The organism is Paraburkholderia sp. BR10954 (assembly GCF_040965775.1).
GTDB lineage: Bacteria > Pseudomonadota > Gammaproteobacteria > Burkholderiales > Burkholderiaceae > Paraburkholderia > Paraburkholderia youngii.
Window position 1 is genome coordinate 1 of sequence record NZ_JBFRCK010000005.1, and the last position, 13,302, is coordinate 13,302.

Annotated in this window: 9 protein-coding genes and 2 pseudogenes; 6 read left to right on the plus strand and 5 right to left on the minus strand. The window is 59.7% G+C overall.

The genetic code is table 11. The annotated features are described in order from the left end of the window. The 4 genes and pseudogenes from AB4Y34_RS09305 to AB4Y34_RS09320 form a co-directional block, all read right to left on the minus strand. Positions 1–1,642 (minus strand): annotated as a pseudogene (locus tag AB4Y34_RS09305) (adhesin); the annotation flags it as partial. A gap of 357 nt (positions 1,643–1,999) precedes the next feature. Next, positions 2,000–2,083, minus strand: a pseudogene (locus tag AB4Y34_RS09310) (ESPR domain-containing protein); the annotation flags it as partial. Between the two features lie 1,052 nt (positions 2,084–3,135). Further along, the gene (locus AB4Y34_RS09315) at positions 3,136–3,396 is read right to left on the minus strand and encodes a hypothetical protein (protein ID WP_368715846.1); all 261 of its coding nucleotides are present in this window, start codon (positions 3,394–3,396) and stop codon (positions 3,136–3,138) included. A gap of 3,247 nt (positions 3,397–6,643) precedes the next feature. Further along, positions 6,644–7,345: a DUF2968 domain-containing protein gene (locus AB4Y34_RS09320; protein WP_368715847.1), complete on the minus strand. Its 702-nt coding sequence runs from the start codon at positions 7,343–7,345 to the stop codon at positions 6,644–6,646. Between the two features lie 493 nt (positions 7,346–7,838). Here AB4Y34_RS09320 and AB4Y34_RS09325 point away from each other — a divergent pair, with 493 nt between their 5' ends. Together AB4Y34_RS09325 and AB4Y34_RS09330 are read left to right on the plus strand one after the other, a co-directional pair. Then, positions 7,839–8,141, plus strand: coding sequence for a helix-turn-helix transcriptional regulator (locus AB4Y34_RS09325; protein ID WP_176380967.1), 303 nt, complete (start codon positions 7,839–7,841; stop codon positions 8,139–8,141). A gap of 83 nt (positions 8,142–8,224) precedes the next feature. Further along, the gene (locus AB4Y34_RS09330; RefSeq protein ID WP_368715848.1) at positions 8,225–9,304 is read left to right on the plus strand and encodes an alkene reductase; all 1,080 of its coding nucleotides are present in this window, start codon (positions 8,225–8,227) and stop codon (positions 9,302–9,304) included. Between the two features lie 71 nt (positions 9,305–9,375). On the opposite strand, the gene AB4Y34_RS09335 is transcribed toward AB4Y34_RS09330, so the two are convergent. Then, positions 9,376–9,903, minus strand: coding sequence for a GNAT family N-acetyltransferase (locus AB4Y34_RS09335; protein ID WP_368715849.1), 528 nt, complete (start codon positions 9,901–9,903; stop codon positions 9,376–9,378). Positions 9,904–10,053: 150 nt separating this feature from the next. Between AB4Y34_RS09335 and AB4Y34_RS09340 the strand changes: the two genes are divergently transcribed. The 4 genes from AB4Y34_RS09340 (at position 10,054) to AB4Y34_RS09355 (ending at position 13,277) form a co-directional block, all read left to right on the plus strand. After that, positions 10,054–10,701, plus strand: coding sequence for a VTT domain-containing protein (locus tag AB4Y34_RS09340; RefSeq protein ID WP_176380970.1), 648 nt, complete (start codon positions 10,054–10,056; stop codon positions 10,699–10,701). A 120-nt stretch (positions 10,702–10,821) separates the two neighbouring features. Beyond that, positions 10,822–11,274: a MarR family winged helix-turn-helix transcriptional regulator gene (locus AB4Y34_RS09345; protein WP_176380971.1), complete on the plus strand. Its 453-nt coding sequence runs from the start codon at positions 10,822–10,824 to the stop codon at positions 11,272–11,274. Positions 11,275–11,297: 23 nt separating this feature from the next. After that, positions 11,298–11,864: an isochorismatase family protein gene (locus tag AB4Y34_RS09350; protein WP_368715850.1), complete on the plus strand. Its 567-nt coding sequence runs from the start codon at positions 11,298–11,300 to the stop codon at positions 11,862–11,864. Between the two features lie 63 nt (positions 11,865–11,927). Further along, on the plus strand, positions 11,928–13,277 hold the full coding sequence (locus AB4Y34_RS09355) for an MFS transporter (protein WP_176380973.1): 1,350 nt from the start codon (positions 11,928–11,930) through the stop codon (positions 13,275–13,277). Positions 13,278–13,302: the final 25 nt, after the last annotated feature.

Below are 13,302 nucleotides of genomic sequence, written 5' to 3' on the forward strand. Positions count from 1 at the left end.
TGGCGTACAGCTGCGAGCCATTGACTGCGTCGGTGCACGTCCCGCTCAGGCGACCCGCGGCCACGTTCTTGATCGTCCGCTCGTTACCCACGCTGCCCACGCTCACCGTGCCAATCGGATTCGAACCCGCAAAGAAGTAGGTCGTGCCGCCGATGGACGTGCCGCTCGGACTCACCGCAGCCGACGTCGTCGAGCCTGCGCCCAGCGCCACGTCGTTCGCGTTGTTCGACACCGCACCCATACCGATTGCCACCGAGTCCTTGCCCCGCGCCGACGAATCCGCGCCCGTCGAGTTCGCGTGGAAGTACTTCGTGCCCTTCTCGTACACGTTCGTTACCTGGTCGCCCAGGTTGGTGATCGACTTGGTGTTCTGGTCCACCTGCAGGTTCGTCGCGTACAGCTGCGAGCCATTCACCGCGTCCTTGCTCGTCGACGACAGGTCACCTGCGGCCACGTTCTTGATCGTCGTGCCATTGCTGTCACCACCCAGCGTGACCGTGCCCTTCGCGGCATTGTCGTAATGCACTGCCAGCGCATCCGTCCCGCCGCCGGCGCCATTCTTTATGTCCTGGCTCAACTGGTCCACCTGCTGGTTCGTGGCGTACAGCTGCGAGCCATTGACTGCGTCGGTGCTCGTCCCGCTCAGGCGACCCGCGGCCACGTTCGTGATCGTGCGCTCGTTACCCACGCTGCCCACGCTCACCGTGCCAATCGGATTCGAACCGGCAAAGAAGTAGGTCGTGCCGCCGATGGACGTGCCGCTCGGACTCACCGCAGCCGACGTCGTCGAGCCTGCGCCCAGCGCCACGTCGTTCGCGTAGTTCGACACCGCACCCATACCGATTGCCACCGAGTCCTTGCCCCGCGCCGACGAATCCGCGCCCGTCGAGTTCGCGTGGAAGTACTTCGTGCCCTTCTCGTACACGTTCGTTACCTGGTCGCCCAGGTTGGTGATCGACTTGGTGTTCTGGTCCACCTGCAGGTTCGTCGCGTACAGCTGCGAACCATTCACCGCGTCCTTGCTCGTCGACGACAGGTCACCTGCGGCCACGTTCTTGATCTTCGTGCCATTGCTGTCACCGCCCAGCGTGATCGTGCCCTTCGCGGCATCGTCGTAATGCACCGCCAGCGCATCCGTCCCGCCGCCGGCGCCATCCTGGCTGATCTTCTCAATTGCCTGGTTGGTCGCATACAGTTGAGAACCATTGACCGCATCGGTGCTCGTCGCGCTCAGGCGACCCGCGGCCACGTTCGTGATCGTGCGCTCCTTGCCCACGCTGCCCACGCTCACCGTGCCAGTCGGATTCGAACCGGCAAAGAAGTAGTTCGTACCGCGGATGGACGTGCCGCTCGGACTCACCGCAGCCGACGTCATCGAGCCAGCGCCCAGCGCCACGTCGTTCGCGTTGTTCGACACCGCACCCATACCGATTGCCACCGAGTCCTTGCCCAGCGCCGACGAATCCGTACCCGTCGAGTTCGCGTGGAAGTACTTCGTGCCCTTCTCGTACACGTTCGTCACCCGGTCATCCAGGTCGGCGATCGACTGGTTCGTCGCGTACAGCTGCGAGCCATTTATCGCGTCCTTACTGGTCGCCGACACTGCGCCTTGGCGGACATTCGTTATTTTGTAATTGTCCATATCCATTTCGCTACGCACGTGGACGCCGTTGGTCCCCCCCAGCACCAGGGTGCCATCGGAGAATCCTGCGACATAGGCGGTCTGCGCTTCACCGTTGGCGGCGCCGCTGTCGTTGCCGGCATTGCCGAGCTGGAAAGACTGGGTGCCATCACCGAAGGGATTAGAGCCAGGACCACAACCGACTTGCTTGCTTGTGCCGCCCGGCCCCCAACTATAGCCCCCCCCTGAGTTTGCAGACTGGTTACACAGGACCAAACTCGAGCCATGGGTCAACGCCAGCGCCATCTGCGGCGCCATGAATGCGGCCACGCCCACAGCAGACGCGATCGCGGTGGCGACGACGCCCGACGACGGCTTCTTGCCTTTTGCCCGACTGGTCTCGGCCGCGGCAACGAAAGTGCCGGTCTTCTCGCACCAAATACTCCTGTACGACTTGTTCATCAATATTCTCCAGTTCAAAAAAATAGATTCATGTATGCGGCTATGTGGCGACCGCGTCACCCAAGTTGTCGACCGTCGTGCCGCTCGCGTTTTAGTTCGGCGCCAAGACGGCGCCGTCCGCGTTCACCGTCCGCACCTTTGACCACCACGATAAAAAAGTTAATTTCCTTCAGCACTGCAATTTGTCACGAATTTACGAATCGACTTTCCGATAAGCGCAGAGCGCTATTCAGACCTGCATCACGGGATCGATGCGCGCAAATGTGAAATTGACATACCGAAATCATCAAAAAAAAATTATCAATGACGCAGGAAAGAAACCGATTTGCTCCCCGCCGAAATTACCGATGATCTTATTTTTCTTGTGCAGCAAATATAATCAGCATCGTCCTAAAGTCGCCAAATTGAACATAGGACAAAGCCGCAACGAGATCTCTGTCGATAAATTGCTCACCCGCTGATCTCGATACTTTCCCGCAATGGAAAATTAATTAAAAAGGCACAAAAATTTCCACCAACAATTCGGGGAGCTCGATAGATGGAATTCCCCAGCTGTGAACCCCCGAGACAACGTCGGCATCAAGACCTGGAAGATGACAAAGAAGACCCGACGAACGCGCTTGCGGCATTCGAATCGAAACGGTCAAAGGGGAGCAGACACTGGTCGAACGGGCGTAGCAGCTTGATGTGCGTCAGAACCAGATCGCGAAATGGAGGCGGCAACTTTCAGGGCGTGCGGCGGACATCTTCGTCGCTGTCGGCGTTCTATTGTGTTAGCTACCGGTTGATCTGAACCTGCCGCGCACCGAGATCCGCGGTAGACGGTTGCGAACGATTGCCTTGAAGGACCCGCGCACCGGGTCAGGATTGCTGTGCGCAACGCGACGCGTAGGAGGAAAAGCTCTGGGAGCGTGTTCGACAGTACATATGCTTTGCCGGTTTCGCAGCGGGCCCAGCCCCTAGCGTCGCGAGACCCGGCGTGCGCTACCCATCGCTGCTCGTGAGCGAGACGAATTGACGATGGCCAACTATGCTGACTTCGCGCCAGTTACCTAAGACTCAGGCTCTTCGATCGGCGGCGTCTGTCCAGACGAGGCAGCAAGAATATCCAAGTGCGCCTGCTCCTGTGCGCCTTCGCGGTCTTGCGAGATCTGTTCTATCGAACGTGTTACGGCAGCAAGATCGCTCCGGCCCAGCGCCAAAGCGACGCCCCCCACGCGCCGGCACTGCAAGGCTGCAACGTCCTGTTCGCCGTGCTGCGCGCTGGTTCTATTCGGCCCCGGGGTCAGCGCATTTCGCTTGACGAACCACATCGGCGCACCTGCCTTTGGCCCGACTGTATCGAGAACAACCGCGAACAGCGTTTGCTAATCCCCGTTTTTTCCAACCAATCGCGAGTCCCCGCAGATGGACTGTCTTTCCCATTCAAGAAGCATCTGCTTTTTTGATTTTGGCGACTCGAACATGAAATCGGTTACGGTAGACAGAAAATCACTCTGCTGACGCCGGGAAAGTTTCGCGAACCTGATTAGCAATTCTCTTATGCTTGCGAATCTGTCTTGTTTCATCACTTTTTCTCACTCGTGGTTTTCCCCGGTTGCAAAAATCGTAACTTCATCGAGCCCAACGGAGGTTTATAACATTCGATTATCTATAAAACTTGAATCACGCCCACGTAAAAATAAATTTTCCTTTAATTTTCACTAAAAATCGGGAAATTCATGCATCGTCCCGATTAGACGCGCCGCAGCAAGACACAGGTTCCGGACGGAATGTTTTTTTATTCCGTAGCGCACCAAGTCGCCATCACATAGGTACCAAATTTGTAGGTCTACGCATTTTTCCGCGATTCGATTGTCTCTGTGCTCAGATGTAGACAATCGGCGATTTCGCTGACTCAATTTCGCCAGTTCGCGATGTTGCCATTCGCATGCCAGAGAAGGCGTTAGATTGCATCCCAAACATCCGTTCGCTGCGCCGCTGGCCCATCCGAGCGTGAAGCGATGACATCAACCAGAATTTTACGGATCCAATCCAACTGTAAAAACAGGGCACGTCTTAAAATATACAGAAACGAAATGGGCCGATTCCTATTAGCCGTCTTTCAATAGGGCGGTGTCTTAACCGAGGCCTCGGACAAGAGCGCGTCGTTACACCATGGATAAGTGAGCCTCGCTGGTCCGATCGGTTTTCGGACATTATTTGATTGGAACGTCAATGCGAGAGGGGCTACGCACCACGTTGTATCCCGGCTCCATCTGACAACGCGCTCGCCTCCAGTCAGTGGCGGATGACGCCGGCGGGCTCGTCGCTAGTCACAGACAGAACTTCTTCATTGCCGATCGAATTCAATGCTTCTGCGAGTGAAGGCGCCACCTGATTGCGAAAAGTTGCCGACTACTTCCCCGGCGACATGACAGCACTTGTATTCGCCTCAACAATGAGCTTGTCGTGGACCGAACCGTACATCTCATGATCTTCTTCTCGTTTCCATTGCCGACGCGCAGCGCACGAGGAGTGGGTTGTCTACATCATCAACTCAATGACCTATGCTTACCCGGCGAATCGTCGAGGCACATCCGTGATACGACGATGTTGCATTTTATCCATCCAGCCAGAGTCGTCCGTTCGCACCGCCCGTGACGAAATCGGCATGCCGTCGCTTGGGAGCAGGCGTACCCCGGTTGCGGCGGATGCATAGTGGTCGACCGCGGCCCATTTCGTCGAGGACGGTGAATGATGCCCTGCTGCTGATGTCGCAACGGGGCGAACTGCCGGGCGAGCCGCACCGCCGTTACCCCGACGAACGGTAACTGCACCAATACGCTGAGATACCGATTCTCTAGCGGAACTAATATTCCTGCTCGCGGCTTCGTTTCCGTAGTTGCGCGAAAGGGCGGCTGAGCTTCCTTTCACCGGCATCCACGCCTCCGTTTGCGCCGAACTGCGAGCCGACGGTACAGTCACCAAAGGGGTGACATCAGCCCTTGCAACGGTCTGCGCGGGAGGAACCGACATGGCCCTCAGCGCAATCCATGCCACGAGCACTATTCCGCCCGTTGCAACTACGCTCTCTGCGATTACACGTCGGCGTATTAAACGGGGCTGTCCGTGCGGCACCTCGATGCATCCGGACGCTGGTTTCGGTGCACTTGCCGCGGGAGTGACCAAGCCCGCTGGTAAGTCAACATCGGCATGGATGCGCGCGCTCGATTCAGGGCACAGCTGCTCCCACCGGCACATCGATCTGATTGCTACGGCACTTAGACAGAACGTTCGTGACAACGCGCCATAGAATCCGATGACCTCAGGACGCAAACTAAAGCGAGAAGGCAGTGGCATCCATTCGTGTCCAAAAGAAGCAGGCAGGCTTGCAAACGGTCGTGAACTTGGCAACGCCATTGTGCCCTCGACTGCAGTAAGGGGAATCGTCAACATCGGTTTTCTCGCAACGCCTCACGGCAAAATTTCATGAGCGCATGGGGGTGTGTCGAAACGGTGTTTCGCGAGACCCATCCACCAATGTGGTCTCAAATGCCTAGCAATGCGCGCTATATTTGATGATTCAAAGTGCGTTTTTGGAACGAATGTGTTAGTGGTAAGCCGTAGCTGGAGTTTTTACGCATCCATCGATTCCGGGTATCACCTCACGACGCCCCTGCCTGTGCGGATATCCTCTATGGATTCACCCTGCCCAGAATCTCGTGCACGCGGGACAACGAACTGCATAAGACCACTCGGCAAGAAGAGCCCACACCTCGGTTTGATTGGACAGACCTGACACTGGTCGGTTGCAAGTACTAGCGCATGCTCTATCGCCACTCGCATCCTTAATCTGCACCGTAGATAGATCCTAGACCTATTAACGCTGACGAAGGATCAGGCATCTTCTCAAAACACTCAGCAAAATAATAAGAAACGTCCTAAATACCTCGTGTTCGTGGTATCGGGTCCAGAGAATCACACCGCCCAATGATTTGGTCAGGTTGAGAACTTCATCCGGGCAACCGTACCGGGACAACGAAAGGTGATGGGGAGATCCGCACGCAGATGGCAAACCCGCGTTGACGAGCATTGGGTTAGGCGAAACGACTGTGAGCACGCGGCTACATATGAAGTCGCTGCAAATCAACGGTATCGTCGCTACGGTTGTACGACACCACTCTCAACGAGCTCTATCACATCGCCCTCCGCAAAATGATCTCCTAATCGATCGTCGCTTTGCGGATTGACCTTGTGCATGGCTCGACCACTATTCGCAATGAGCAAGAGCATCAAGGATCCGGAAGTCATAGAAAGACAGTTCTTCGAACCCGCCTATGTATTCGAAATTGCAAGGAAAAAAACCATCTCTCATTGACGGCTCGTTTCTATCGGCATGACTATGTTTCATATCGAGACCGAGACAATAGACGTTAAGCCGCTACACAACTTTCGACCGTTCCCACTTCGAGTGCGCTGACTAACACTCGCTCGATACAGTACACGAATCACCCAGACACCCGGAAGCAAGCATGAGGAGGAAGCCATCGAGCGCGGGCTCGCAAGATTGCTGCGGATCTATTTTGCGCCCGGCAAACCGGCTTCATTCTGCCTTTGCAGTGTATCGACCTGACGTTGCAGTTCGCGCAATTGCGCCTGCGCTTGCACCTTTTCCGCGCGCAGTACAGTTGCCTCGGCCTGCATTCGACGCTGACGATCGTCGACCTGCGCCTGCTGCGTGCGGGCAACATCCAGATCGGCCTGCAGACGCCGCGCGCGGTCCGCTGACTGTGCGAGCCCTCGATTGAGAAACGCGTTTTGCGCTTCCAATTGCGTGCGACGAATCTCGACTTCTGCTAATTGCGCAGTCTGCTGCACGAAGCCTGCATAGATTGCTTCGGCACGTGCCTCGTCCTGCGACTTGATAACACGCCAGAAGTGGCGATCCTGAAACAACGCAACGTAGTATGTCATTTCCTGGGGATAGAAGAAGAGCGTTGCGCCGTAACTACCGTTGTACGTCGTCCGCAACTCCGTCAGCTTCGCGTCGTGAATCATCTGGATCAGTTCGGCGACATAGCCTTGCACGTCGCTGTCGGCCGCTGCGCCAGATGATGCTCCAGATGCGGGTGTGGCCGGTTGCGCTGTCAGCGCGCTGATCGCGGGTCGCGTGCCGACGACTGGAGCCTCGCGCTCCTGCGCCAAGGCCAGCCCCACATGCAGGGACGACGACGCAAGGGCAAGCAAAGCAGTCAGCCGCAGAAAAAAAGAGTACCACATCGCAACTTCTCCTATGTGAGTTAATTCTCACCAGTGAAATGTCATGTTGGAAACAACGTCACGGGCTTCGGTCGGAACGTGTTACGAAATCTGCCAATTTGTGCGGCTTTTTGATGGTCTTATCGCGACACCAAACGCTCCATCAGCTCCGAATATTTCTTAGGGATTCGATATGTCATCAACGAATTGTTAGGCGAAGCGGTGGTGGACAAAGTCGACTTTCAATTGTCCTTCCCGAATTATATGTATCACTTCGTTGCCGAACAGCCTTACGCTAGTTTCGCCCTATTTCAATGCGAAGCGAAACGAGCGCGTTCGCCGCAATCGGGCCCTCGCGAAGTTTCAACTTTTTGTCTTGTCAAAACCTATCGCCCCATTCAGAGTAGTGCTTTCACCCATATCGCGAAGATCCGATATATGATTCGTTCCGTAGCGATGCATGTCGTGCACGTGATACCGCGTGCCGCTTATCGAACCACCTGAAACCATTCACATGACGCCCGATTTCGACGCGATCCACAAAGCGCTGGCCAACCCGGTCCGCCGGGAGATTCTCGGCTGGCTGCGTGAGCCGCAAGTGCATTTCGCGGATCAGGAACTGCCGCTCGACCACGGTGTGTGCGCGGGCAAGATCGACGCGCGCTGCGGCCTGTCGCAGTCCACCGTGTCGGCGCACCTCGCCGCGTTGCAGCGTGCGGGGCTCGTCACGTCGAAACGGGTCGGTCAATGGGTGTTTTTCAAACGCAACGAGCCCGTCATCCAGGCGTTCCTCGAATACATGAACACCACGCTCTGAGCACCGCACTCGCATCGCCGCGTTTCCTTTTTCACGCAGTTTTATGAGGCTCGGGCCCTGCCCGCCGCCAAAGGTGAACTCTCATGCCGACTCTTTTCGATCCGCTGCAAATTGGCGATATCACATTGCCGAACCGCATCATCATGGCGCCGCTCACGCGTCAGCGCGCCGAGGAAATTCGCGTGCCGAACGCGCTGATGGCGCGCTACTACGCCGAACGCGCGAGCGCCGGCCTTATCCTCAGCGAAGCGACGTCGGTCACGCCGCAGGGCGTCGGCTACGCGGACACGCCGGGCATCTGGTCGCAGGAGCAGGTCGAAGGCTGGAAACTCGTCACGCAGGCCGTGCACGACGCGGGCGGCAAGATCTTCCTGCAGTTGTGGCACGTGGGCCGTATTTCGGACCCGGTGTTCCTGAACGGTGAGCTGCCGGTCGCGCCAAGCGCGATTGCCGCCGGCGGTCACGTGAGCCTCGTGCGTCCCGAGCGTCCGTTCGTGACGCCGCGCGCGCTCGAGCTCGATGAAATCGCCGGTGTCGTCGAAGCATTCCGCAAGGGCGCGGAAAATGCCAAGGCCGCGGGCTTCGACGGCGTCGAAGTGCACGGCGCGAACGGCTATCTGCTCGACCAGTTCCTGCAGGACAGCACCAACAAGCGCACCGATGCCTACGGCGGCCCGATCGAGAACCGCGCGCGTCTGCTGCTCGAAGTCACCGACGCCTGCATCAGCGTGTGGGGCGCACACCGCGTCGGCGTGCATCTCGCGCCGCGCCGCGACGCGCATACGATGGGCGACTCCGATCCGGCAGCAACGTTCGGCTATGTCGCGCGCGAACTCGGCAAGCGCAAGATCGCGTTTATCGCGGCGCGTGAAGCGCTCGGCGACGACCGCCTCGGCCCGCAGCTGAAGGAAGCGTTCGGCGGCCCGTACATCGTGAACGAAAAGTTCACGAAGGAAACCGCGCAGCAGGTGCTCGACGCCGGTGAAGCGGATGCGGTGGCCTGGGGTCAGCTGTACATCGCGAATCCGGATCTGGTGCGCCGCTTCGCTGAAGATGCGCCGCTGAACAAGCCGGTTCCGGCGACGTTCTATGCGCGTGGTGAAATCGGCTACACCGATTATCCGGCGCTGGAAGCGGTGCAATCGGCAGTGATAGCGGGCTGATGTCCGCTGTATGAAATGGCAAAGCGGCGGGCGTGACTGAATTTCAGCCACGCCCGCCGCTTTTTTGCGCGCTAGACCAGATCGCGCTGCATGAAAACCCGTTTCGACTCATCGAGCCCGCGTGCGATATGCGCGTCGCGCCGCGCGAGCAACGACGCGTCGAGTTCAGCTGTGGTGAGGTCGCGAAAACCGAGCCGCCGGTAGTACGGCGCGTTCCACGGCACGTCGCGATACGTCGACAGCATGAGTTGCGTCAATTTTCGCGCGCGCGCGATTCGCGCGACCTCTTCGATCAATGCCGCGCCGATGCGTCTGCCCGCGTGCGAGGTCAGTACATCGAGCTCCTGAACGTAGATGCGCGTCGGCTGCGGCTCGAACATCAAGAAGCCTACGCAAATTTCCTGCTGATCTAGCGCGACGATGATCTCGCGCGCTTCGATCTTGCGCTCGACGACCTCGCGCGCCATCGGCTGTGCGTCGGCGATTCCGGTCATGCCGACGCCGACGAAACGCAGGCCCGCTTCGAATTCGATGGCGCGAATCGTTTCCGCTTCGTGCGGCGCGGCATAACGGAAGGTGATGGCGGGGTCGTGCGACATGGCGTTGCATCTGATAAAGATCACCCGAGTTTGACATCGGTGCGGCAACACCGACAAGCGGCAAACGACATAAACTCGCGTAAGCGCCCTGCACCTACGCTCGCGGGACTACACTCATCAGATCCGAACGCCACCTGAGGCTCATGCAACATGAACCTGATGAATGTGCTGCAGATCGCGCTCCACCTCGACCAGCACCTGAGTGCACTGATCGTGCAATTCGGCACGGCAATCTACGCACTGCTGTTCGTTGTCGTGTTCGTCGAATACGGCTTTCTGCCGCTGTTCTTTCTGCCCGGCGATCCACTGATATTCATCTGCGGCGCGCTCGCGGCCACCGGTGCATTGAACGTGTGGATCATCGCGCCCGTGCTGTTCGTCGCGACGGTGGCCGGCAGCATCGTCGGGTATGCGATCGGCCACGCGGTCGGCGACAAGGTCTACACCCGCAACTACTACTGGCTGAACCGCAATGCGCTGAGCCGCGCCCACGCGTTCAGCGAGGCGCGCGGCCGCCTGACCTTTCTGCTTTCACCCTATATCGCCGTGGTGCGCACGTTCGCGCCGTTCGCCGCGGGCGTGTCGCAAATGATGTTCTCGCGCTTCGTCACGTTCGTCACCGCCGGGGCGGCGCTGTGGATCGTGTCGCTGATCGCGGCCGGCTATCTGTTCGGCAACGTGCCGGTGGTGCGCGAGCATCTGAGTTCGCTGGTGTTGCTGGGCCTCGCGCTCGGCGGTGCGATGCTGGCCGGCGCCGCGGCATGGCGCTTTTTCAACCGGAGGATGCGGGCGCGTTGAGCGGTTCGTCGCGCCGCCCTCGCGTACGGCGTCCCGTCACATCAAATCTTGACCCGAGCGAAATAAGAAGGTAGCCTTAGCAGGATACCTTCACATCATGTCATCGCGCGAGCTAATCGCATGAGCAAGTCCCCTCTCCCCGTTACGCCGGAAGAACTCCATACGCTGGCCGAAGACCTGCGCGTGCTGGTGGGCAAGCTACGCCGGCGTCTGCGCGAGGAGTCGCATGTCGGCGACTTCACGCCGTCGCAGGTGCAGGTGCTGAATTTGCTGGAACGCGAAGGCCCGGCCACAGTCACCGCGCTCGCGCGTGCGCACGGCATGCGTCCGCAGTCGATGGGAGAAACGCTCGCGGCATTGAAAGCCGCGGGGCTCGTCAACGGCGCGCCCGATCCCAACGATGGACGGCAGACAGTCCTATCGCTGACTCCGTCCTTTCGCAAGAAGGTCAAGGCGAGCCGCGCGGCACGCGAAGACTGGCTGTATCGCACGATTCAAACGCGCTTCACGCAAGCCGAACAGCAACAGCTCGCGACGGGCGTCGATCTGCTGAAACGCCTCGTCGATCTGTAACTCGTCAATCGCAGGAGCACCTCATGGCACTCACTACTCTCGATGCCAAAACCGCACTGATCGTCGTCGATCTGCAGCGCGGCGTCGTCGCATTGCCCACCGCGCCCCATTCGGCCGGCGAGATCGTCGAACGCACGGTTACGCTGCTCGACGCGTTCCGCCGCCACGGCCTGCCGGTGGTGCTCGTGAACGTCACCGCCGGCGCACCGGGCCGCACCGAGCAGGGTCGCCACTCCGCCGACTTCCCGGCCGGTTTCGCCGATCTGCTGCCCGAACTGAAGCAGCAGCCGTCGGACCATCTGGTCACCAAGCGCACGTGGGGCGCCTTCACGAACACCGATCTGGCCTCGTATCTGCAACAGCAAGGCGTCACGCAAGTGGTGCTGGTCGGTATCGCGACCAGCATCGGCGTCGAATCGACCGCGCGTTTCGCGAGCGAGGCCGGCCTGAACGTCACCCTCGTCGTCGACGCGATGACCGATCTGAACGCCGACGCGCACCACAACAGCATCACGCGCATCTTCCCGCGCTTGGGCGAAACCGGCACGACGCAGGAAGTGCTCGAGCTGCTCGAACGCTCGCGTGCTTAAAGCCCGAACTAAAGCGAGTCACTACCCCCATGCAGCGCACCCCGCGTTGAGGACACCCCTGCCGTGAGCACCACGTTCCGTTCGCTGCGCATATTCAACTATCGTGTCTGGGCGAGCGGCGCGCTCGTCTCGAACATCGGCACGTGGATGCAGCGCACGGCGCAGGACTGGCTCGTGCTCACCGAGCTTACGCATCACAACGCGACGGCGGTGGGCATCGTGATGTCGCTGCAATTCGGCCCGCAGATGCTGTTGCTGCCGCTCACCGGCTACGCGGCCGATCACTTCGATCGCCGCAAGCTGCTGTTCGCGACGCAGACGGCGATGGGCACGCTGGCGCTTGCGCTCGGTCTGCTCACGGTCACAGGGCTCGTGCAGCTTTGGCAGGTCTACGTGTTCGCTGGGCTGCTCGGCTGCGTGACCGCGTTCGATTCCCCCGCGCGCCAGACCTTCGTATCCGACCTCGTCGGCGAGCGCGATCTCGCCAACGCGGTCGGGCTGAACTCCACGTCGTTCAACGCCGCCCGTATGCTCGGCCCAGCGGTCGCGGGTCTGCTGATCGCGTCGGTGGGCAGCGGCTGGGTGTTTCTGATCAATGCGCTGTCGTTCGTCGCGGTGCTCGGCGCGCTGCGCATGCTGCGGCTCGACCAGTTGCATATCAAGCCGCGCAATGTGCGCTCGCGCGGCAGCTTCGTCGAAGGCTTCAAATATGTGTGGACGCGTCCCGATCTGAAGGCGGCGCTCCTGATGCTATTCCTGATCGGCACCTTCGGCCTGAACTTCCCGATCTTCATCTCGACGATGTCCGTCACCGCGTTCCGTGCCGGCGCCAGCGAGTACGGCCTGCTCAGTTCGACGATGGCGATCGGCTCGGTCACCGGCGCACTGCTCGCCGCGCGCCGCGCGCGGCCCACGATCGGGCTGCTGCTCGGCGCGGGCGCGATATTCGGCATCGGCTGCACGACAGCCGCGCTGATGCCGAACTATGTGCTGTTCGGCATCGTGCTTGTCGTGATCGGCGTGTCGACGCAGACCTTCACCACCTCGACCAATAGCCTCGTGCAACTGACCACCGAGCCCGCGATGCGCGGCCGCGTCATCGCGATCCTGCTGGCAATCGCGCTCGGCACCACACCGCTCGGCGCGCCGGTGGTCGGCTGGGTCGCCGACCGTTTCGGCCCGCGCTGGGCGCTCGGCGTCGGCGCGGCATCGGGCTTCGGCGCGGCGCTCGTCGGTCTTGTCTATCTGATGCGATACCGGCAGTTGCGCTTCTATCGTGAAGGCTGGCGCCTGCGTTACAGCATCGAAGACCCGCGGCCCGGCACGGCCGCGACGGTGTTTCCCGACTCCGTCACGACGCTTCAGCGCAGCGAGCTCGACGCGGCGGAAGAGGATACGGCTTCGAGCGTGTAAACACCCAAGCGGTGAGCGCCGGACC